This is a genomic window from Anabaena sp. CA = ATCC 33047 (assembly GCF_963870205.1).
GTDB lineage: Bacteria > Cyanobacteriota > Cyanobacteriia > Cyanobacteriales > Nostocaceae > Trichormus.
This window is the reverse complement of sequence record NZ_CAWMSA010000003.1, coordinates 202,882-224,906: the sequence shown is the minus strand read 5'-3', so window position 1 is coordinate 224,906 and position 22,025 is coordinate 202,882. Positions and strand designations below refer to the sequence as shown.

Below are 22,025 nucleotides of genomic sequence, written 5' to 3'. Positions count from 1 at the left end.
TTTGTAGGGTGCGTCAGAAGAGATAATTTGGCAACAATGAACTTATTTTCGGCATCTGACGCACCCTACTCATGTGCCAGCACATTTATTTGATAAAATCAGCTACGTTGAAAGTTTTGCCTTCTACTGTAACTTGGTCTGTTAATTCTAATTTTTTTCCGCGTCGAGTTTCGACTATACCGTTAACTTTGATATCACCATTAACAATCATCATTTTAGCTTGACCGCCAGTTGGGGCTACACCGATAAACTTTAAAAATTGGTCGAGTTTAATCATTGATTTGATGCTTGGAGAAAAGAATTAATACCGTTTCTTGATGTTGCTTGCGTGGCGTAGCCATAGACGCGCTTGATTCTTAAATGTAGAGACGTTGCATGCAACGTCTCTACTTTAAGGCTTGACAAACATTATCTTAAAATTATATATCAATTCACCTGTTAATTATACCGCAGAAATCGCACAAACTTGTAAACCAACGGGTGTGTTAATGATGATTGATTCTACCCCAAAAACTTGGGCGATCGCGTGAGGAGTTAGCACGGTTGCTGGTGTACCAACTTCCCACAGTTGACCTTGTTTTAACAAGGCAATGCGGGAACTATAACGCGCAGCTAAGTTTAATTCATGTAAAACTGTGACAATGGTAATTTCTTGTGATTGATTCAGTTGTTTGAGGAGTTCTAACAGTTGTAATTGGTAGTTGATATCTAAATAAGTTGTCGGTTCATCTAATAGTAAAACTTTCGGTTCTTGGGCTAAGGCTAAAGCTAAAAAAGCCCGTTGTCTTTCTCCACCAGAAAGGTTTTCAACTAGGCGATCGCTAAATTTTTCTAGTTGAGTTTTTTGCATAGCTGTCTCAACTTTCTGCCAATCTTCGGCGGTTAATTCCCATTGCCACCAAGGTTGATGCGGTGTACGTCCTAAACTGACTAATTGTCGCACTGTTAAGCCCACAGGAATTGTTTGTTGTTGCGGTAACAATGCCAATTTCTGAGCAACTAAATGCGGCGGTTGGGTATGAATTGCTTTACCATCTAAAAGTACAGTTCCTTGTTGTGGGGAGAGAATGCGACTGAGTAATTTTAGTAAAGTAGACTTACCAGAACCATTCGCACCAACTAAACTTAACCATTCTCCTGTTTGCAGAGTCAGGTTAATATCTTTAACGATGGGAATAACGGTATAACCACCAGTGAGGTTTTGTAATTCAATAGGCATTTTGATCAATTCAAAATTCAAAATTCAAAATTCAAAATGGTTTTGCATGATGTAGAGGTTCTGCACTAGAAAGACTCTACTATTTATTCAACCCAGATGAACGGCGATATAGTAACCAGATAAACAAAGGTGAACCTAGCAAAGCTGTCACAGAACCTACAGGAAGTTCTACAGCACCTAGTCTAGAGAGTAAATCTGCAAAGGTGAGTAACCATGCACCAGCTAAGGCGGATAATGGTAACACAAAGCGATGGTCTGTACCGACAATTAGACGCACACCGTGAGGGACAACTAAACCCACAAACCCGACTAAACCGCTAATACTGACTGCACCGGCGGCTAATAATGTAGCAACACCACCGATTAATAAGCGCGATCGCGTTAATGATACTCCCAAACCAACAGCTAAGTCATCTCCCAACGCCAGCACATTCACAGACCTAGCTAGTAACCATCCCCCCAGTAATGCCATCATAATATAAGGGCCAGCCGTGGCAATTTCTCGCCAACCCCGACCATTTAAGCTACCCACCAGCCAACTCAGTGCTATTTGAATTTGACCATCTTCCGCCAACAGCAGCAATGTACTTTGCACAGCACCCAACAAAGAACTAACTGCAACTCCCCCTAAAATCAATCTTTCGACGGAGATACTCGAACCCGCACGACCCAGTAAAATCACAATAGCTGAAGTTATAATTGCCCCTATCCATGCCGCTAGGGGAATAGCAATTGGGAATACTTGCAAGACTATCATCACAATTACAATTAGCCCCGCGCCGGCGGAAATGCCTAAAATAAAAGGGTCAGCTAAACTATTGCGTAACATTCCCTGTAATAACGCCCCTGACATTCCCAAGGCTGCACCCACGATACACGCCGCCGTGATGCGTGGTAGACGTAAATCCCAGATAATTGTTTGTTTGATGGGGTCGCCTTCTCTAAGAATAGCTTGCCATAATTCGCCAAGAGTTAAGGGTACTGCGCCTTGAGCCAGAGATAAAGCGAGAGTGAAGATTAATCCTGTCACTAACAGCAAGACAGCCCAGAATATGCGCTGTTTCACCCAAATAGTCTGCAATTGCCGAGTTATATGGCGGTACATTATCGTTATAGGGGGAGCGATCGCTGTAATATATCTACATACTAATATTTTCCCAATTCTTTGGTTGAGCCTGTGTAATAGTAGGAAATTGGCGGAGATATTATTGTTATTCAGTGATAAAAGCAAGCTTTATAGAGCTTATTAGGTATTTATATCTATTAATATCCTATTTTTCCCATAAATACCAAAAAAACCCCCCTTTAGGGGGATAGAGCAATAGATATTAGTTCGTAGTACAATCTAATTTGTATAGTTAATTCGTCTACGATCACGGTGATCACTGTGGTCGTTTCTTTTATTCTAATTTATCCGGCTATCAACTGGGGTGAGGGGTCATAGCTCCCACCACACTCTAGGCTAAAAAAGTCTACCCTAGAGAATTGACCAAAAAATTGCCACATACAAAGTTTGACCCCTTCGCCTACCAGAGTGGATGATAAATGAGCAGTCAGTGAGACAGTATTAGCCGATACGCTCAACTAAAGGAGGTGCGCTAGAACCATTACCTTGTTGAGCTTGTCTATTTTGGGGTGTACCGTGCAGTTGTTCTGGGGGTTGTGGTGGTTGTGGTTCTGGCCCTACAGCTTGGGGGTTAGCAACATACTGAAATTCACCTTTACCATCCATTGAACGACCTTTAGCCCAACGACCTTCAGCACTTTCATTACCTTCGGAATGATTCCAAAATTGGTAGGCAAATTCCCGTTTTTCTAATTCCAATGGGAAGGAACTGGGAACAGGTGTGGTTTCTAGTCCAGACTGTTCTAAATCCTCAATTGCTGCCAACCAGAGGTTTTGGTGCATGGTATCACGGGCAATCATAAAACTCAAGGTATCTTTCACCCCTGGATCATCCGTCATCTCATACAATCTGACTGCTTGCAAGCGTCCCTGACTTTCGGCGTGGAGATTAGAGCGAAAATCAGCTAAAAGATTACCACTAGCAACAATAAACCGACCATTCCAAGGAAAGCCTACACTATCAGCCGGCATTGCACCCAAACCGGAAACAATCGCGTGCTGGGGGTTCATGGCAGCGTTCATGATTACATCTCGTGGGTTAGTACCACCCATCACAGCACCAACTACCGCATCTCTCACACCCTCCTCTTGCACTTCCAGGGGTGCTTTATCTAAAAGATGGGCAATCATGGTAGCTAGCATCTCAATGTGACCGATTTCTTCAGTCCCCACATCTAGCAGCATATCCCGATATTTGGCAGGGCCGCGACAATTCCAACCTTGAAATAGGTACTGCATCATTACAGTCATTTCCCCAAAAGTGCCGCCGATGAGTTCTTGTATTTTCATCGCGTAAACTGCATCTGGCTTTTCTGGGGGCTTGAAATATTGCAGTTTTTTGGAATGATAAAACATTTCGCTTCCTAATAAGTGACAGATTTCCAGCGCACAAAATTAATTTTTGTGTAGGTTATTTCTTCTAGGAAACTGTTTCAATTTCTTATTTACATCAGTCGATAGTTGTATAAAAATATAAGTTATTGAACTTAAATTTAATTCTCTAGTTGGACTAGATAAATAATAGGATTTGCCTCACGCAGAGACGCAGAGAGCAAGATTGGATAAGATAAGATAGTTTGTAGGGTGGGCATTGCTTGAGATTTACTCAAGCTTTGAGTTTTATATTGTTGGCAATGCCCACCTATGATGTTTGAGAATGGTGGAAGATGGAAAATTATTGTTAATTTTCGTCGCGCCCATGAATATGAGCCGGGGGGCTGGTGGCTTCCACAGCCGTAAATGGTTCTAGAATGTTGTAGTGGTGGTTTGCTCCTTTGGGAACTACCCAAGAACTTCCGGGTTCTAGTAATATCATTTGCCCTTCAATGTGCAACTCTGCACGTCCATTAATTACATAACCAACTGTTTCATATTCACGACTGGTTGGTTGTTTATCTGCACTGGGTTGTTCATTTTCCCAAAGGCGCATAGAAATAGTTTTGCCTGATGCTAAATATTTCTGACCAAGTTTACCTTTGGGGGAATGGGTAGAGTCTATTTTTTTCACGCTGGTATCACTCATAGTTTTAGCTTTTTCCTTATGGTTTGAGTACAACTTTGATGCAGTTATCTTGTTTGTGTTTAAAAATTTTGTAGCCGTGGGGTGCTTGTTCTAAGGGTAGAGTATGGGTGATGACAAATGTGGGGTCAATGTCACCGTTTTGGATGCGTTCTAATAATGGTTTTAAGTATTTATGAACGTGTGTCTGTCCCATTTTGAAGGTTAGACCTTTGTTCATCGCAGCACCCATCGGTATTTTGTCGAGGAAGCCACCATACACACCCGCGAGTGAAACATGACCACCCTTAGCACAAGACACCATTACCTGCCGTAATGCGGTGGGGCGGTCTGTTTCTAAGCGGACGGTTTGTTTTACTTGGTCGTAAAACGCCATCACATCTGTACCGTGGGCTTCCATGCCGACTGCATCAATGCAAGCGTCGGGGCCGCGTCCGCCGGTCATTTCTTTGAGGGCTTCCCCAATATTGACTTGTTCGTAGTTGAGAACTTCGGCTTGACCGTATTCTTTAGCCATTTGTAGGCGTTCGGGAATGCGGTCAAAGGCAATGACTCTTTCTGCACCCAGCATATATGCGCTTTTGATGGCAAATTGTCCGACTGGGCCACAGCCCCAAACGGCGACAATATCACCGGGTTTGATGTTGCAGTTTTCTGCGGCCATGTAGCCTGTCGGGAAGATGTCTGTTAAAAATAGCACTTGCTCATCTGTAAGATTTTCGGGGATTTTCAGCAAGCCGACATCCGCAAAAGGTACACGGGCGTATTCTGCCTGACCGCCAGCGTAACCGCCAAATAAGTGCGAGTAGCCAAATAGACCTGCTGGTGAATGTCCCATTTGCAGTTCTACCATCCAGGCGTTAGGGTTGGAGTTATCGCACAAAGACCATAATTGCCGTTGGCAGAAGAAGCAGGAACCGCATGATATAGTGAAGGGGACAACCATGCGATCGCCTACTTTCACATTTTTAACGGCACTTCCTAATTCAACTACTTCCCCCATGAATTCATGACCGAGAATATCACCCTTTTCCATTGTGGGGATATAGCCATCATATATATGTAAATCTGAGCCACAAATTGCCGTAGAAGTAATTTTAATAATCGCATCACGCGGGTTAAGAATTTTCGGGTCTGGTACTGTCTCAACTCGCACGTCGTTTGCTCCATGCCAGCAAACTGCTTTCATAGTGATTAGTCCTTAGTTATTAGTCATTAGTCATTAGTCAGTAGAGACATGACTATTTTTTTGATCAGAAGACGCTCTATGAGCGTCTATATGTCTGTTAAGATAGTTATGATTTTTAAATCTATCTTCTCATTTCTCTCACCGACTCAGGTTGTTGGTAATAACCGCGTGGGGTTCCCGTGACTGGCTCAACTGTTTTTTCTACTCTTCTTTGTACAGATTTTTGAAACTCTTTTGTGGCTCTAGGTGTTTCTTCGTCTAAATTTAACTTTTCACGCACAGTATCAGCAGTTTCTTTTAGTCTTTCTTGGGCATTTCTCACTTGAGTATCATTTCTAATGCTTTCATTTTCTGGAGTGCCTTTGTAATAAATCCCCTCTGGAGTTTTAACATCCGCTTGGGCAATCATTGCACTACTGGATATAAAACACTGACCTAAAAAGAAGGTAGCTCCTATGAGACAAACAATTAAAACTTGACGCAGCAAAAAATTTTGTAACCAAGAAAGTACACGGTTCATAAATAGCCTCAATTACATTATGTGTACAATGTTGGCACCAGCGATGTAATGAAACATCTTTTCTAGGTGGGATTTATTAATATGTAATTAGTCGCATTCTCTATCTATGACTTCTGACTAAATACTGATTAAATGTTGCATTAAAACTCTCTTGTGGGATAAGCTCTCTAGCCCGTCCGGTGCAGGCTAGAAGCCCGCACCACAAGAACTATATTTTTGCACTACTTTAGCCTTGCGACGCTACTACAATTTTTTTGCATCAATTTAGTCGTGTCAGTCCACTACAAAATTACACCACTCACTACTCTCTATTCCCTATCTCAAGGTTTGAGAACAACTTTGATACAGTTATCTTGTTTTTGTTGAAAAATATGATAGGCGTGGGGGGCTTGTTCTAGTGGTAATTGATGGGTAACTACAAATGATGGATCAAGTTTGCCGTCTAAGATGAGTTGTAGTAACAAGTGCATATATTTCTGTCCGTGCATTTGTCCCATTCTGAAGGTTAGACCTTTATTAAAAGCCGCACCAAAAGGCATTTTGTCTACAAATCCCCCATAGACACCCATGATGGAAAGAGTACCACCTTTACGACAAGCCACCATCATTTCTCGTAATACATGGGGACGATCAGTTTCGAGTCTGAGTTTTTGCTTTGTTTGGTCATAGAAATCTTCTATACCTATACCATGAGCTTCTAAACCAACGGCATCAATGCAAGCATCAGGCCCTTGTCCGCCTGTCATTTCTTTTAATGCTTCCCCGGCATTGACTTCTTCATAATTAATAACTTTGGCTTTGGCGTAGGTTTTCGCCATTTCTAAACGTTCAGGAAAGCGGTCTATGCCGATGACTTTTTCTGCACCCATCATATAAGCACTAATCATGGCAAATTGTCCGACAGCACCGCAACCCCACACGGCTACAGTATCACCGGGTTGAATATCACATAATTCTGCACCCATGTAGCCTGTAGGGATAGCATCGGAGATGAATAACAACATCTCGTCTGATAAATCTGGCGGTACTTTCACCACACCGACATCGGCGAAGGGTACGCGCACATATTCAGCTTGTGCGCCGGCGATACCACCTAACAGATGAGAGTAGCCGTAAATAGCGGAGGTGATATTGCCAAATAATATTTCTTCCATCCAACCCTTCGGGTTAGAGTTGTCACACAATGACCACATATCATGTTGACAATAGTGGCATCTACCACAGCCTATTACAGAAGGAACAACAACGCGATCGCCTACTTTTAAATTGTTGATTTCCTTACCAACTTCTACCACTTCCCCCATAAATTCGTGACCAATTATATCACCCTGTTGCATTGTGGGGATATAGCCACCATAAATATGTAAATCTGAGCCACAAATTGCTGTAGAAGTAACTTTAATAATCGCATCACGCGGGTTAAGAAGTGTAGGTTCTGGCACTGACTGCACCCGCACCTCATTAGCACCATACCAGCAAACTGCTTTCATAGTCATTAGTCATTAGTAATTAGTCGTTAGTCATTAGTTATGAGTCATTAGTTTTTCTCCTCCGCTCCCTTGCCTCACTTCCTATCTTCCGGGAAGTGTAGAACAAAGAATTATTTGACCACATCATCTAAATTCCGTTGTCTTGCTTTGACAAATAATTTCTCAAGCTGAAAGTCACAAAGTTTAATTTTGTTTAATTTTGAGTCCAGCTTGTGATGTGGTCAAATAATCTACTGCTCTACAGTAATTAAATCTGTTGCTGTTTTTACTCTGCCTAAAGTAACAAAAGATGGTTATTGATTGCTCTCACCTAACTGGTGCGCTTGCACAGATGGCAGTTCAGTAGATTTGGTTGAGAGAGGTTTAAATGGCTTGAATGTGTTGATATCTACACAGTTGGTACTATCTAGCTTCACTCTAAGTTCAGAACTGAAAGTAACTAGCTGCTCGACGAGAGCCTGGCGGTCAGTTAAGCAGCCTTTGATTGCCATGAGTTCTCCCAAAGTCCATTCATAAAGATGTCTGTCTGCATTGTTAATAATCACAGTCAGTTCATTCCTGATTCTCAAAATTTGGTTGAGAATCTCGTCTACTTTCACATTGATCAAATTGGCAATTAGGATGTTGAAGGAATCTCTGTCTCCGATAATATTGATCATTTCATCAACATACTGTCTAACCAGATTGATGAATGTTTGATTCCACTCGTTACGGACATTCTCAATTTTGATGTCAACATCTCTGTAGATGTTATGAATTTTGTTGTTAATTTCTGCGCTATTAACAATGAAATTTAGCATTCTGTTATTAATTTCATTGCTATTCAACACAACACTCTCAATTCTTTGGTGTATTTGAGAATTATTGTGGAAGATATTCTGAATCTTCTGGGTGATTTGCTCGTTATCAAAGATTTGGTTAATAACAACTTGATTATTAGTTACATTGTGCTGTAAGCGGTGATCAATGTACTGGTTAAGCTCAATATTGTTATTAACAATTCTCTGAGTAATTAATCTTGCAAATCCCTCTCTACCACCTATTACGTTGATTAATTCATCAACTTGTTCTGTCACCAGACTGATGAATGTCTCATTCCACTCTTGGCGGATATTATTAATCTTGTTGTTGATTTCAGTACTGTTAGCCACAACATTGACAATAGCATGATTAACTTCGGTATTGTGGTTAACAGTTTGCTCTAAACGTTGGTCAAGGTACTGGTTGAATACATCATTATCATTGATAATGTTTTGGGTAATCAGTTGGATGTGGTTTTGTATCTTTTGCTCAAAAGAATTGTCTATTTCCTGGCTAACGTAGTGATTAAACTCATTACTGTTAGCTATATTCTGAGTTATTAGGTTAATGTTGTTGTGTATCTTCTGCTCGAAGGTATTGTCTATTTGCTGATTAACCTGCTGGTCAATGTAATGATTGAATTCCTGCTTATTGACGATATTGTTGATAATCAGTTCAATGTTGTTGCGTACTTTTTCCTCGAAATTATTATCGATTTGCTGACTGACATACTGATTAAATTCAGTATTGTTGTTGACAATGGTTTGAGTAATTAAGTTGACGTTGTTGCGTATATTCTGCTCGAAGGTTTGGTTGATTTGCTGATTAACTTGTCGCTCGATGTACTGGTTGAGTTCTTGCTGATTAACAATGTTGTTGATAATTAAGCTAACGTTATTACGTATTCTTTGCTCGAAGGTTTGGTCAATGTACTGATTGATTTGCTGGTTAATGTTCTCCGTTACTTTTCTGTTAATCTTATCTTGTAAAATCCTCTCTAAATAGCCAGACAAACCCTGTAAATGCTGATTGAAGCTAAACTCTACTTGCTGCAAATAGGCATCCATCGAAAACTTGACTTTTGCCACTTCTACAGACAGATTTTTAAAATGTTTCTCATAGTGTTTCAATAGCCACTGTTCGAGTTGATCCCAATATTTAGCTTCAAGGGTTACATCAGTTTCATCTATCACGCCGATAGAAGTATTAATCTGCTGTAACTGCTCTTCCCACTTCTTCTTAAATTCTTCCTCATTAAAATGGAAGGTGAATTCTGGTGCATTACCCACCAGTTCACGACTGACAGACCCACCATTACCTTCAGTTGTGATCACAGTCTTGCCTGTAACAGTTTTTCCTGTTTGCTGTTGACTGAATTGATGATTTTCTTGCTTTCTATATGCTTCAGTTAATTCATCTGCACTGAGTGACTTGATTTCTAGAATAATCTGACCTTCATTATCTTCTTTGTAGGTGTCAAAAAATAAACCTGTGAGTGTAGTTTTTTCTTTGACCTCTAAAACTACTTCATCCTTGAGACCATTTAATGAAACCCAGGTCTCTTCAGTTTCAATGCCTGTCAGTTTGGTAACAAATTTTCCACCTTTGAGCAAAATTAATGCCCAAGGTTCTATATTAAATTTTTTATGGTCTGACCAATAGGTAGCATTGCCTTGACGAATTTTTATGCGATAATTACCTGGGTTCAATTCAACAAAGTTAGAACCGGATTGTTTGAGAGTTGACAGGTAATTGTCATCAAGAAGATAACAGTTTTGTTTGCTATCTACTGTGAGATTTACAGGATTAAAAAATTGCTTGTCGCTAGTGATTAGTAGGTTAATTGAACCACTATTATCTTCCTTATTAAAATCAAAGAACAAAGCATTAAGAACTGCTCTTTCTTTGACTTCTAGCTTTAAAGTATCATTGTATCCATTTAAAGTTGTCCAGGTTGCGCCTACCTCTAAACCTGTATTTTTGTTGATAAATTTACTACCATTGTCTCCATATATCCACAGTAGCACAAAAGGCTCACCTGGTGTTTTGGTGTTGCTGTAGCTATACCGACCCCCAGTAATCTTGATATCAAAATTACCTTTATCAAAAACAAAAGTTGTTGCAACATTTTGTTGCAAATTGTTCATGTGGTTAGCATCGATAACATAACAATGGGTTTTAGTATCGATAGTTAAAGACTTCATATTTTTCTCCTCGAAAGCTTTAAGACCTTGCGAAACTTTTGAATTTTCAGAGTTATCTTCTAGGTTGACTTCTGGAGTGATTTCGGTAGGATTTATATAGCTATAGCTTCTGCGATCGCTCGTACTTGTTTCTTTGTTTTGCTGTCGCATGAAACTAAATATTTTTGTCACTAAACTACATATTCCCATAGTTACAAGCTCATACGAGTGTTAAAAATATAGGGTTTAGTCTGCTTTATAGATAAATGACTGCATTTTTTAGTGTGTATCTCATTCGATTAAAAATCATGAAAAGATAGATAACTAAATTTTATTGGTCTTAATTGTTCAAATACTAAATTAGAATGCTTGTTAATTTTTAATCCAAATTTTCGTGCATTAGTAAGACTCAAACCTCTTTCTTAAGAAAGAAACCTATTGACGATTATTGTGGTGACTGGCACAACAGTAATCATATCTATTGACAAGCATTCTACTATTTTCTACCAACAAAATTCATGAATAACAAGCAGTGGCATTAGAATTAAAAGACATATTTCTAAAGTAGTAAAAGATGTTATAGTAAGTTTAGGTTGTCCATGCTAACCAGACAGTATCAATGGACATAAACGCAAAAAAAACGCTGCTCTCCGGCGAACGAAAGAGTAAGTGAGTTCAATCAATTCAGGTGAAATTTTGGCAATTAGTTCTAGATTTTCAGCATAAAAACCTGATTTTTATTGATGAATCAGGTTAAAATTTATTTGTCTGATTTTTCTTGAGTGCGATTCGCGTCTTCTTCTACTTCCTCCCAGAAGGTTGTCCTTGGGTGGTGGCGATTTCCCCGGCTTCCATGAGCATTTTGAAGCGGCGTAATTCGTCGCCGATTTGTTGTTCTGGTTCTTCACCGAAAAGTTTGGCGAATATTGCCGCTAATGTTCCGCCTGGGGGATTGTATTCTAAAACTACTTTGACTTCTGTACCGCGATCGCCTGGGGCTTTTTTAAACCGCACAAAACCAGAGTTTTCCACATCTGCACCTTCGACGGAAGCCCAAGAAATAAACTCATTTTCTCGGTCTTCTAAAATGTCTGCATCCCATTCTACGCTGTTACCTAAAGGTGCATTGGCTATCCAATGAGAACGTCTATCATTGTAGACTCTGACATATTTGAGATGCTTCATAAATGTGGGCAGATTCTCAAAGTTGTGCCAATAACGGTAAAGTTCCTCTGCTGGTTGATCAATTGTCACCGTTTTTTCAACTTTGATTGGTTTATTCAAACCGATAGCTGCTTGCACTTGCTCAATTGTGCTATGTTTGGTGGTTCTTTGGGCAACAACGCCACCACCAGCTAAAGCCGTCAGCACTCCCCGCAAAGAGGCTTGTTTTAAACCCGTCAAAACTAACGCCCCATCCCTAATTAGAGATGCCCAACGCTCCATTTCGCCGGCTTGTGTCTGTTTTTCTCCTGATGTCAAAGTCATACCAATTCAAAATTCTCTCATTCAAAATTCAAAATTAAACAGATGTCTTGTAGGGTGCGTCAGACTTTTTCATATCTGACGCACCCTACTAATATGTCAGTCGCCTAAATCCTGATTAAATCACTTCTAACTTTTGCTCCTCATCTCCCTCAACTCCCCTACTCCCTCACATTCAAACAGCCGCCCCAGTTGTAGGCTTGGGAGGCTGCACTTCAGTAGTAGCCATACGTCTGCGATATAAGTCTGCTAATCGCTGTTCGTATTTGAGTAAGTCGTGGTATATTTCTTTAAAAATGGCGGTGGCAACTGGGTCAGTGAACATAGCACACAAGTTACCAATATCACCCAAACCTGTCTGCACATCACCCAAGGCGCAACGCAACTGATAGATATCATCGCTACCTGTGAAGGCGGATTTGACTTTGGCGTATTGATTAGCAATGTTTGCTCCAAACGAAGGTTTTTCACCCAGCTTGTGGAGATAGGTTTCTAGCCTTTCAATATGACGTTGTTTATTAGTAATCATTTCTTGAAACAACGCCTTGAGTTGTGTATCTGATTCTTTATCGGCGTATTTCTCCAAAGCTTCTAGGGAATAACGCTCACCACCTAAAGCAGTATTGATACCTCTAAGAATCTCTCCTTTAGTGGAACCACCCCAAGCATCGGCGATTTTCCACCATTCGGCACTGGTATCATTTTCATCTGGTAATGCTGCGTCTTTACCACCGTAACCCAGACGGCTTAATATTGCGGTGGTGAAAATTGCTAAATCTCCGGGTTCACGGGATGTGATGAGATTTCCGTCAACTACTAGGGGATTATCGAGGTAATTCGCACCAGCATTAATCATATCTTTGCTGATAGAACTAAAACCAGTGGCTCGCTTACCTTTGAGTAAATCACCTTCTATTAAAAGTTGTGGCCCGTGACAGACGGCTGCTACCCATTTACCTTGCTGCATTGCTGCTTGTACAAAGCGGACTGTGTTGGGGTTGCGGCGCATTTTATCAGGAGCCATACCACCAGGAATGACTACGGCATCAAATTCGGAAGCGATCGCCTCTGTAGTGGTAGCATCAGCTTGTGTCGAAAGTTTGCCGCGTTTACCCTTATATTTTTCATTCATCCGCGAACCCAGCACTACTACCTCAAACCCGGCTTGTTTTAGCCCATGACAAGGAATAATAAATTCTGTATCTTCTACTGCTTGTTCAATCAGAATAGCTACTCTTTTCTTAACTGCATGATGATTATTGTTAGTCATATTCTTTCCTTTTTATTGGTCTACCAATCTGTACTTTTTCAGGGGAAATTTTAAATTTTTTATGCTGGTATTTCACTACTGGGTGATTTACCAAACATTTCTTCATAATCCTGCGAAAAATGATGATGCAGTTTGGCAAATTCTTCAGGCTTGACGGCATTCTGCAAAACTGCAAACACAGCCCGCACATGAATTGCTGTTGTTGTTGGTTCTATATCCTCTTTTTCACTCACACGCACAATAAAATTTTGCAAATTAAAATCCTGATCAGGTTGTCCTTCTCTCCCTCGCAAACAGCCACCTAATTCCTGTGGTAGTTGACTGGCTAAATCTTGTGCTTCATCACCTGAAATCCGTTCTTTAATTGTTTCTAGTGTGGCACGAGTAGCGCGTTCTGCTTCTTCACGAGAGTTAGATTGAGCGAGGCTTTGCACATGGGTAATAAACTCAGTGTATTCCACTTTTCTCTCCCCTATATACAATTCAAAATTCGTTTTTTATTTACAATATTCTTTTTAATAATCAGCTTATTTACTGGCAATTAATTAAATTGGGCATTTCAATAATATTTAACTAACAAAAAAATAGTTATGAGTAGGTAAGTTTCATCTAAATCTTTTTATTTTCAAGTTGAGAACTCCTAGCTCATAACTACCGAATTCAACTACAACAACTACAAGTGGCTTGACCTTGATTTCATACTCTTAAAGTATGCTGTCATAGCAATTTTTCCGTCGTTCTTAGGAAATAGATTCTTTTATGCCGAAAGTTGTACAACCTTTGTAGTACAACATGAAGACAAGAAAACGTTATTGTGTGGGTATAGAAAAGGCTAAAATTATGACAGAGCAAAATAATCATCAAAATAATCAAGATAATCAAGAAGAAATTAAATATGATGATTTGCCACAGGAAGTTACAGAATCCTATGGAACTGGTGTAAAAGACCTACCAGGATACAATATTGGTGGGCGATCGCTGCAAGTCAAAAGACATGAGTACACAGATACCAGTCCCGAACTCACCGGTGGTGACATTGATGCTTATTGGCAAGATGCAGACGCAGTAGGCGATGAAGCGGTGGGTGGTACTGCTCCCACACCCGATCAAAATGTCACAGAAGATATAGAAAAAGCTGTGGGATTGGAAATGAACGATAAAGCATTTCTCCGCACCAACGACATTTTAGAACAGCGTGATGATAGACGCTGGGAATTAGACCCCAAGTCTTCAGAAGATTATGAAGAACGCAGGTAGAAACTGGGGATAAGGAAGCGGAGGGAGCAGAGGAGTTTTTTTCCCCAAAATTCAAGAATTTTGAATTTTGAATTTTGAATTTTGAATTTTGAATTGATCTGCCCCAATCCCCAATCCCCAATCCCTAGATAACTAAGGCACAATTAACACAGGACAAGGTGACAAGTTAATCACGCGAGTTGTAACGCTATCAGTTGCACCTTCTTCGGTTAAGCCTAGTCCCCGACAACCCATAATGATTAAATTTGCGCCGATTTCGTCGGCGACATCGCAGATGGTAAAGGCTGGTTTACCTTGCCTTTCCATAATTTCTGATGTGATACCTTGCTGAGAAAATAAAGCTTGGGCATCTGCTAGCAGTTTAGCAACGGCTGCTGGTGACACCATAGGATCAGTAGTTGGCGCGTCTGGTGGTGATTCTTCAACCACAGACAGCAGCACTAACCGACTACCATATTGCTGTACAATGTTGGCGACAACATCGGCAGCTTCCCGCGCTTCCCGACTTTGATCAATTGGAAATAATACTGTCTTGAACATATATCTCTCCTCAGCACCCCCTACTCCGGTAAAATTTTGATGGTTCTACTTTCAAAACGATAACAAAAAGGCAATCAGGAGGGTTTGGCAGTGTCCAAAAAAACTTTAGCAAGTTTATCTGCGGCTGATATTTCTGGTAAACGCGCCTTCGTGCGGGTTGACTTTAATGTGCCTGTGGATGATCAAGGCAACATCACAGATGATACTCGCATTCGTGCTGCTCTACCAACCATTCAAGATTTAACGCAGAAGGGTGCTAAGGTCATTTTAGCAAGCCATTTTGGTCGTCCCAAAGGTGTGGATGACAAATTGCGTCTAACTCCGGTTGCAAAGCGTCTGTCTGAGTTATTGGGGCAAGAAGTCGTTAAAACTGATGACTGTATTGGCGATGAAGTCGCGGCAAAAGTGGCAGCTTTACAAAATGGTCAAGTTCTGTTACTAGAAAATGTCCGTTTTTATAAAGAAGAAGAGAAAAACGACCCAGAATTTGCTAAAAAGCTGGCTGCTAATGCCGATTTTTATGTAAATGATGCTTTCGGTACTGCACACCGCGCCCATGCTTCTACTGAAGGTGTGACTAAATACCTGAGTCCTTCTGTGGCTGGTTATTTGATTGAGAAGGAATTGCAGTATTTACAAAGTGCAATTGAACAGCCTCAACGTCCTTTAGCCGCGATTGTGGGTGGTTCTAAGGTTTCTAGTAAAATCGGTGTCATTGAAACTTTGCTTGAGAAGTGCGACAAGCTAATCATCGGTGGTGGGATGATTTTCACCTTCTACAAAGCCCGTGGTTTAAATGTGGGTAAGTCTTTGGTAGAAGAAGATAAGCTGGAATTGGCGAAGTCTTTGGAAGCTAAGGCGAAAGAGAAGGGTGTTACCTTCCTATTACCTACAGACATCGTATCTGCTGATAAATTTGCCCCCGATGCTAATGCTACCACCGTCAGCATTGAAAATATTCCGGCTGATGGTATGGGTTTGGATATCGGGCCTGATTCTGTCAAAGTTTTCCAAGCAGCTTTGGCTGATTGTAAAACTGTGATTTGGAACGGGCCTATGGGTGTATTTGAGTTTGATAAATTTGCTGTAGGTACAGAAGCGATCGCTCGTACTCTAGCAGATATTAGCAAAACTGGTACAACCACGATCATCGGTGGCGGTGACTCTGTAGCGGCTGTTGAGAAGGTAGGTTTGGCTGATCAAATGAGCCATATCTCTACCGGCGGCGGCGCAAGCTTAGAGTTACTCGAAGGTAAAGTATTACCCGGTATCGCTGCTTTAGATGAAGCGTAATTAGAGATTGGGGATTAGTGACTAGGGATTAATCTCTAGTCTCTATCCTCATCCGCCTAGGAAGCAGGGGAACAGGGAACGGGGAATAGGGAACAGGGAACAGGGTAAAGAGGCAAATTTTGTGATCATATCCAAAATTTGTGGCTGATTGCTGATGTATATTAAGCCTTCGGCAATTTTTTGAGATTGATGCAAGCATATTAGGTACTGAAGAACCAGCATTTTTGAAGGCTAAAATTTTAAATTTTTCTGTGTCACAGTTAATAATTTATAATTTTTTTGGTAAATTAAATTTAATTAAATAATAATTAAGCTGAAAAATTTAAATTTTGTATTTAAATTTTTCGAGGGTGGAAGAAGATGAAGATGATTCAAGATAGTGATTCCGTCGATGCTGTTAACGAACTAATGCGGAAAATCAGAGTCAAAGAAAAACAGCTAAAAATTGCCCAAGAATCTCAGATGGTTTATGTGGCTAAAGCTATTGAGCGGCAAATATTAGAGTTGAAACGCGAGTTATCAACACCACGAGAAGCAGAACCGGAATTCTACGCTTTGATGAGTTTGTTGGATGATTAAATGCTCGCTGATCAAATTTCACTTACGTCCTAAGAGTTGAGCGATCGCCATGACTAATTCTACTGTTTCGGCGGGTTTAGGAATATGTTTTTGGAAACCTGCGGCTAAGGCTTGTTGATAATCGATTTCTCCAGCATAGGCAGTTAAAGCGATCGCCGGAACTTCTCCACCTTGTTGTGGTGACAATTTTCGGATGTGGCGCAGCAACATATAACCATCCATCTCTGGCATTCCAATGTCACTTAACAACACATCTGACTGGAAATGTGCTAAAATATTCAAGGCTTCCATAGCTGATGCAGCCGTTGTCACATTCGCACCATATTGTTCCAGTGCAAAGCTGAAAAACTCCCGGACATCGGCTTGATCATCCACTAACAGAATTTGCACACCAGCTAATAAAGAATCTGGTATTTCCTCTTGCTCAACAGCAGACTCACCATTAAGCAACTTATCCTCAACATTTTTGCACAGTGGTAGTCTAACTGTAAAAGTTGCGCCCTGTCCATCTCCGGCACTGTCTGCTTGTACTGTGCCACCATGTAATTCGACAAAATGACGCACAATTGCTAATCCAAGTCCCAACCCACCGAAGACTCTGGTAGTTTTAGAATCGGCTTGGCGGAAATATTCAAATACATGGGGTAAAAATTCTGGTGTAATTCCCTTACCTGTATCAATCACCTGGATTTGCGCTTCTAGCCCTACCTGCTGTAAGTTTACCTGTACCTGTCCGTTAGGTGGTGTGAACTTCACAGCATTTGAGAGTAAATTCCAGAATACCTGTTGCAAGCGATCGCCGTCACCCATGACTTGCCCGACAGAATCATCTAAACAGGTGCAAATCTCAATTGATTTTGCTTCGGCGGCTAACCGCACCGTTTCGAGTGCGGCGGTAATTGTGGTTGGCAAATCCACAGCACTGATATTGAGTTGCAGCTTGCCGCGTAAAATTCGGGAAACGTCTAACAAATCATCAATTAATTGTGTTTGTAACTTGGCATTGCGTTCAATCGTCTCCAGAGCTTGGTTGATGGTAACTTGATTATGTTGGCGGGTGCGGAGTAACTTAGCCCAACCTAATATCGGGTTAAGCGGAGTTCTCAATTCATGGGAAAGTACGGTGAGGAATTCATCCTTAATGCGGTTAGCTGACTCCGCAGCAGCGCGGGCGTTTTTTTCGGCTTCGTAAAGTTGAGCGCGGGCGATCGCTTGGGCGCACTGTTGTGCTAAAGTCAGCATAAATCTGCGGTCGGCTTCTGTAAATACTTGGGCTGTGGCAAAACTCAAACCCAACACTCCAATAGTCTGCTGCTCCACAATCAACGGAATACAAGCAAAAGCACAATTACCTGTATTGGCGGGAATATCGGCGATTTCAGGATATTGAACCGCTAAAATTTCGCGATTTGCCAAAAAAATCGCCGTCTTAGTTCTGGCAGCCTCGGCGATGGGAACATTAGCTGTCATCGGGAAACTCGCCCAGCCTTCTCTGACAGCTTCAGGATAACCAACTGCTTGCAATATCTTCAGGCAAGTACCTTCTTCGATTAAAACCACAGAACCCGCACTAGCACCCAAGGCAGCAATGCCTTGATTAACAACCACATCAGCCACTTGTTGAGGAGTTAAAGCTTCTGAAAGGGCAGCAGTAATGCTTTGCAAGCGCGCTGTACGACTGGCAGCCATTTCTGCCGCTTGTTTTGCCTGTTGAGTTTCTTGGTAGAGTCTAGCATTATCAATAGCTGTAGCGGCTCGTCGGGCAATATCTTCAGCCAAAGCCAAGTCTGTGGTTGGGAATTTTCTCCCGGAGTCTGCTGTCACAAACGAAATCACTCCGAAGATTTGCCCGTGTGAGTATAAGGGAACCACCATCAAAGAACGCATCCCCAAACTTTGTAGTAGTTGTAAATGCGTCTCATCCTGAGCCATTGCCACTAAAGTAGAATCTGGCAATTCTGGATAAAAAACAGATTTACCTTCTAGTAGGGTTTGGTGAAATGGGTGATTACTGTCGCTACCGGCTGGATAGCGTTGTTGAATTTCTGCGATGATTTGAAGTTTTTGGGGATAAGCAGAGGCGATCGCCACTCGTTTAATTGACCAATCTGGTTGTAGAATATCTGCAATACACCAGTCGGCTAAAGTCGGTACTGCCAAATTAGCTACATTACTCAGGGTAACTTCATAATCTAACGAAGCCGCTAAAATGGTGCTGGCTTCTACTAAAAAGTTTTGGTTTGCTTGGGCTTGTTTGCGTTCACTAATATCCTCAACAATACCTAAAGCATACTTTGGTTCTCCCTGCTCATCACACACCACCGATGAAGTCACATTAATGCAAACAATCCCACCGTCTTTACGGATATAGCGTTTCTCTAGAGAATAACAACTAATCTCTCTTGCTAATACCCTCAAACCATAATTCCAATCAGTTACTAAATCATCAGGGTGAGTAATATCCTGAAAGTTCATCTGGATTAACTCATCCTGACTATACCCAACAAGTTGACATAAAGCCGGATTTACTTGCAGAAACTTACCATCCAAGCTGACAAGAGCCATTCCTAACGCCGCTTGATTAAACATCGCCCGAAACCTAGCTTCGCTTTCTCTTAAAGCTTGCTGAGTGGTTTTCTGCTGAGTAATATCAATCCCCGTCACACCCACACCTAACAATTTCCCATCTGGTAAACAGACTGGGTAGTAACTCACCAACCCACAACGATAAACCCCAGATGGATGGGTTTCTCCCATGACTTCTTGATTAAGTAGGGGTTCTTGAGTTTGCATCACTCTAGATAAAATCGGCTCAATTTGCTCTGCCCAATCTGGTAAAATTTCCCGGAAGATACGCCCAATATGCTGACTTTGCGGTAAACCATTAATTGCCGCTAGTGCTTCGTTAATATAAACGTAACGAAGTTCTGTATTCAAAAAAGCCAAACCTACAGGGGAACTAGCCAGCCAAGCATTTAACAATGCTAATGATTCTTGTTTCTCCTGGTTTGCTTGTTGTAATTTCTGGCGCAATTTGGCTTTTTCTTGCTCTACTTGCTTGCGTTCAGTAATGTTAATCGCTACACAGGTAATACCCTGAATTCTACCATTCACTTTCAGGGGTTCCACCAGCAAATCATAGTAAAGCACTTTGCCACAGACGATGACACGAACTTCTTCTCTGTCAGCAACTGCTGTGTCTAACACTCCTTGCTTAATTTTTGTCAGTTGCTCTGCTACGGAGGCAGGAAATAAATCATCATCAGACTTGCCTAGCATTTCCTCAACAGTGGTTGCACCCTGGGGATTATGAATCCACTGATAGCGCAAATTGCTATCTTGCTGAAAGACTACAATATCTGAATTGCTGAGTGCTAATTTAAATCGCGCCTCACTCTCTTTGAGTTTATGTAAATTCGCCTCATCCCTGCGTTTGGCATTCCTTAATGCTATACATAGGATTGTAAAAAACAATCCTTGTACAACAAATAAACCGATTTTTACCAGATGAGAAATATCCAGAGACAGATTGTATTGTGTGTGTAGCAAGAAATAATTGTTAACTAAAGCAGACAAACACGTTGCGACAATTCCCGCCTTCCCTCCACCACACCAAGCACTCACCATCACAGCACTGAAAAATAGCAAAAAAGCAGCGTTACTCATTTCTACCCAAGGATCTAGTAGTAGCATTAGTATCAGTGCAAATGCTACGGTTATGAGGCCAATGCCAAAACTTAGCCAAGAAGAACTAGGAGTATCAGGCATGAAAATTTCGGGCAACCAATACTTGTTGCAGAGGCTTTACATAACCTACGCTAGTTTACGGATTTTCGGTATTTATCTGGAGATAGATTCTTGAATCCGCTAAAAAGACTTCTTTTGCTAGATGCCAAAATTTATTTTCTGAAAATTCGCTGAAAAAGGGATATTTGTTCTCTCAATTTCTGGATAAATTTCGCAAAATAATCTATAATCTAGGTGGAGGACGGTGCATTTTGCCTGATAATTACCCCAGAAAATTGACAATATAACAAAAGCTATCAGATAAAATCTGACTAAAGAAATGCTCTAGTCGAAAAATAAATATAAAGTTTTTATTTGTTTCGATTAAATCAAAAACTAAATATGATGAAAAGTTGATAATTAATTGATAATTAATTGATAATTATAATTTTTTCAGCACTCCTACCAGTTTTTCAATATGTGCGGCTTGGTGGGTTGCCATGAAAGAAATTCTAATACGACTGGTGGGGACTGTGGGCGGACGAATAGCTGGCGCAAAAATCCCAGACGCTTTGAGTTGCTTACCTGCTTGCAGTGCGGCTGTGGCACTTGACAATTGAACACAGAATATTGGTGACTCTGATGGCAGTAATTTCAGGTGGGGTAATTGCTGTTGTAGTAATTGTTTAAAGTAATCTACATTCTGCCATAATTGGATGCGGCGTTGCGGTTCCTGTTGGATGATTTTGACAGCTGCTAAGGCGGCGGCTGTGTCTGCGGGTGAAATTCCAGTAGTGTAAATCCAACTGGGGGCGCGATTCCGTAAAAAATCAATTAAGGTGGCACTGCCGGCGACATAACCGCCTAAACTACCAAAAGCTTTGCTCAGAGTGCCAATTTGAATTAATTCCCTACCTGTACACCCGAAATATTCTACACAACCTGCGCCAGTGCTGCCCATGACACCAGTTGCATGAGCTTCATCAACTAGCAGCATACAGCTAAATTCATCTGCTAAATCTAATATGGCTGGTAAAGGACATAAGTCCCCATCCATGCTGAAAACAGTATCAGTCATGATTAAACAACGTCGGTAGTTGTGCCGTTGCTGAATCAATAAAGTTTTGAGTTGGGTAATATCACAGTGGGGATATTCTATGACTGTGGCTTGACTGAGAATTGCGCCATTTTTCAGGCTGGAATGATTATATTGATCAGATAAAATTAAATCTCTTTTGCCTACTAAGGCAGCGATCGCACCAATATTAGCCAGATACCCAGAACTAAATACTAGCGCGTCTGCCGTTTGTTTTAAACCGGCGATCGC

Annotated in this window: 18 protein-coding genes; 3 read left to right on the top strand and 15 right to left on the bottom strand. The window is 41.1% G+C overall.

Annotated elements, in window-relative coordinates:
• Positions 1-85 precede the first annotated feature (85 nt).
• From AACS98_RS01415 to AACS98_RS01360, 12 genes are all read right to left on the bottom strand, one after another.
• A complete protein-coding gene (locus AACS98_RS01415) occupies positions 86-277 on the bottom strand; it encodes an RNA-binding S4 domain-containing protein (RefSeq protein ID WP_066375375.1) in 192 nt (63 codons plus the stop codon).
• 165 nt (positions 278-442) lie between these two features.
• Complete coding sequence (locus AACS98_RS01410) at positions 443-1,219, bottom strand: ABC transporter ATP-binding protein (RefSeq protein ID WP_066375373.1); 777 nt, start codon at positions 1,217-1,219, stop codon at positions 443-445.
• Positions 1,220-1,298: 79 nt separating this feature from the next.
• Entirely contained in the window at positions 1,299-2,324 is a 1,026-nt protein-coding gene (locus AACS98_RS01405) for a FecCD family ABC transporter permease (protein WP_066375371.1), read from the bottom strand.
• Between the two features lie 462 nt (positions 2,325-2,786).
• Positions 2,787-3,701 carry a manganese catalase family protein gene (locus AACS98_RS01400; RefSeq protein ID WP_066375368.1) on the bottom strand — a complete coding sequence of 305 codons (915 nt, stop codon included), beginning with the start codon at positions 3,699-3,701 and terminating at the stop codon, positions 2,787-2,789.
• 325 nt (positions 3,702-4,026) lie between these two features.
• Positions 4,027-4,368 carry a cupin domain-containing protein gene (locus AACS98_RS01395; protein ID WP_066375366.1) on the bottom strand — a complete coding sequence of 114 codons (342 nt, stop codon included), beginning with the start codon at positions 4,366-4,368 and terminating at the stop codon, positions 4,027-4,029.
• 16 nt (positions 4,369-4,384) lie between these two features.
• Positions 4,385-5,554, bottom strand: a complete 1,170-nt coding sequence (locus AACS98_RS01390) for a zinc-dependent alcohol dehydrogenase (RefSeq protein ID WP_066375365.1) — start codon at positions 5,552-5,554, stop codon at positions 4,385-4,387.
• Positions 5,555-5,675: 121 nt separating this feature from the next.
• On the bottom strand, positions 5,676-6,074 hold the full coding sequence (locus tag AACS98_RS01385; protein ID WP_066375364.1) for a hypothetical protein: 399 nt from the start codon (positions 6,072-6,074) through the stop codon (positions 5,676-5,678).
• A gap of 320 nt (positions 6,075-6,394) precedes the next feature.
• Positions 6,395-7,564: a zinc-dependent alcohol dehydrogenase gene (locus tag AACS98_RS01380; RefSeq protein WP_066375361.1), complete on the bottom strand. Its 1,170-nt coding sequence runs from the start codon at positions 7,562-7,564 to the stop codon at positions 6,395-6,397.
• A gap of 293 nt (positions 7,565-7,857) precedes the next feature.
• Positions 7,858-10,719 carry a hypothetical protein gene (locus AACS98_RS01375; protein ID WP_066375359.1) on the bottom strand — a complete coding sequence of 954 codons (2,862 nt, stop codon included), beginning with the start codon at positions 10,717-10,719 and terminating at the stop codon, positions 7,858-7,860.
• Between the two features lie 630 nt (positions 10,720-11,349).
• Positions 11,350-12,036, bottom strand: coding sequence for an SRPBCC family protein (locus tag AACS98_RS01370; protein ID WP_066375355.1), 687 nt, complete (start codon positions 12,034-12,036; stop codon positions 11,350-11,352).
• A gap of 172 nt (positions 12,037-12,208) precedes the next feature.
• On the bottom strand, positions 12,209-13,303 hold the full coding sequence (locus tag AACS98_RS01365) for a DJ-1/PfpI/YhbO family deglycase/protease (RefSeq protein ID WP_066375353.1): 1,095 nt from the start codon (positions 13,301-13,303) through the stop codon (positions 12,209-12,211).
• Between the two features lie 59 nt (positions 13,304-13,362).
• A complete protein-coding gene (locus AACS98_RS01360; protein WP_066375352.1) occupies positions 13,363-13,764 on the bottom strand; it encodes a DUF2267 domain-containing protein in 402 nt (133 codons plus the stop codon).
• Positions 13,765-14,143: 379 nt separating this feature from the next.
• On the opposite strand from AACS98_RS01360, the gene AACS98_RS01355 reads away from it, so the two are divergent.
• Entirely contained in the window at positions 14,144-14,560 is a 417-nt protein-coding gene (locus AACS98_RS01355; RefSeq protein WP_066375350.1) for a DUF6335 family protein, read from the top strand.
• A gap of 132 nt (positions 14,561-14,692) precedes the next feature.
• On the opposite strand, the gene AACS98_RS01350 is transcribed toward AACS98_RS01355, so the two are convergent.
• Positions 14,693-15,100 (bottom strand): universal stress protein, encoded by a 408-nt coding sequence (locus AACS98_RS01350; RefSeq protein WP_066375349.1) that lies wholly within the window; start codon positions 15,098-15,100, stop codon positions 14,693-14,695.
• 90 nt (positions 15,101-15,190) lie between these two features.
• Between AACS98_RS01350 and AACS98_RS01345 the strand changes: the two genes are divergently transcribed.
• Positions 15,191-16,393 (top strand): phosphoglycerate kinase, encoded by a 1,203-nt coding sequence (locus tag AACS98_RS01345; RefSeq protein ID WP_066375347.1) that lies wholly within the window; start codon positions 15,191-15,193, stop codon positions 16,391-16,393.
• Positions 16,394-16,753: 360 nt separating this feature from the next.
• Positions 16,754-16,972: a hypothetical protein gene (locus tag AACS98_RS01340; protein WP_231867022.1), complete on the top strand. Its 219-nt coding sequence runs from the start codon at positions 16,754-16,756 to the stop codon at positions 16,970-16,972.
• An 18-nt stretch (positions 16,973-16,990) separates the two neighbouring features.
• Here AACS98_RS01340 and AACS98_RS01335 read toward each other — a convergent pair whose 3' ends face one another.
• Together AACS98_RS01335 and AACS98_RS01330 are read right to left on the bottom strand one after the other, a co-directional pair.
• On the bottom strand, positions 16,991-20,740 hold the full coding sequence (locus AACS98_RS01335; protein WP_066375346.1) for a PAS domain S-box protein: 3,750 nt from the start codon (positions 20,738-20,740) through the stop codon (positions 16,991-16,993).
• A 400-nt stretch (positions 20,741-21,140) separates the two neighbouring features.
• On the bottom strand, positions 21,141-22,025 hold an 885-nt coding region (locus tag AACS98_RS01330), incomplete at its 5' end, for an aminotransferase class I/II-fold pyridoxal phosphate-dependent enzyme (protein WP_066375345.1).

What these genes read in the sequence shown, in the direction of transcription:
- AACS98_RS01415 (WP_066375375.1), bottom strand. Translation starts at nt 277, where the DNA reads ATGATTAAACTCGACCAATTTTTAAAGTTTATCGGTGTAGCCCCAACT.
- AACS98_RS01410 (WP_066375373.1), bottom strand. Translation starts at nt 1,219, where the DNA reads ATGCCTATTGAATTACAAAACCTCACTGGTGGTTATACCGTTATTCCC.
- AACS98_RS01405 (WP_066375371.1), bottom strand. Translation starts at nt 2,324, where the DNA reads ATGTACCGCCATATAACTCGGCAATTGCAGACTATTTGGGTGAAACAG.
- AACS98_RS01400 (WP_066375368.1), bottom strand. Translation starts at nt 3,701, where the DNA reads ATGTTTTATCATTCCAAAAAACTGCAATATTTCAAGCCCCCAGAAAAG.
- AACS98_RS01395 (WP_066375366.1), bottom strand. Translation starts at nt 4,368, where the DNA reads ATGAGTGATACCAGCGTGAAAAAAATAGACTCTACCCATTCCCCCAAA.
- AACS98_RS01390 (WP_066375365.1), bottom strand. Translation starts at nt 5,554, where the DNA reads ATGAAAGCAGTTTGCTGGCATGGAGCAAACGACGTGCGAGTTGAGACA.
- AACS98_RS01385 (WP_066375364.1), bottom strand. Translation starts at nt 6,074, where the DNA reads ATGAACCGTGTACTTTCTTGGTTACAAAATTTTTTGCTGCGTCAAGTT.
- AACS98_RS01380 (WP_066375361.1), bottom strand. Translation starts at nt 7,564, where the DNA reads ATGAAAGCAGTTTGCTGGTATGGTGCTAATGAGGTGCGGGTGCAGTCA.
- AACS98_RS01375 (WP_066375359.1), bottom strand. Translation starts at nt 10,719, where the DNA reads ATGCGACAGCAAAACAAAGAAACAAGTACGAGCGATCGCAGAAGCTAT.
- AACS98_RS01370 (WP_066375355.1), bottom strand. Translation starts at nt 12,036, where the DNA reads ATGACTTTGACATCAGGAGAAAAACAGACACAAGCCGGCGAAATGGAG.
- AACS98_RS01365 (WP_066375353.1), bottom strand. Translation starts at nt 13,303, where the DNA reads ATGACTAACAATAATCATCATGCAGTTAAGAAAAGAGTAGCTATTCTG.
- AACS98_RS01355 (WP_066375350.1), top strand. Translation starts at nt 14,144, where the DNA reads ATGACAGAGCAAAATAATCATCAAAATAATCAAGATAATCAAGAAGAA.
- AACS98_RS01350 (WP_066375349.1), bottom strand. Translation starts at nt 15,100, where the DNA reads ATGTTCAAGACAGTATTATTTCCAATTGATCAAAGTCGGGAAGCGCGG.
- AACS98_RS01340 (WP_231867022.1), top strand. Translation starts at nt 16,754, where the DNA reads ATGAAGATGATTCAAGATAGTGATTCCGTCGATGCTGTTAACGAACTA.
- AACS98_RS01335 (WP_066375346.1), bottom strand. Translation starts at nt 20,740, where the DNA reads ATGCCTGATACTCCTAGTTCTTCTTGGCTAAGTTTTGGCATTGGCCTC.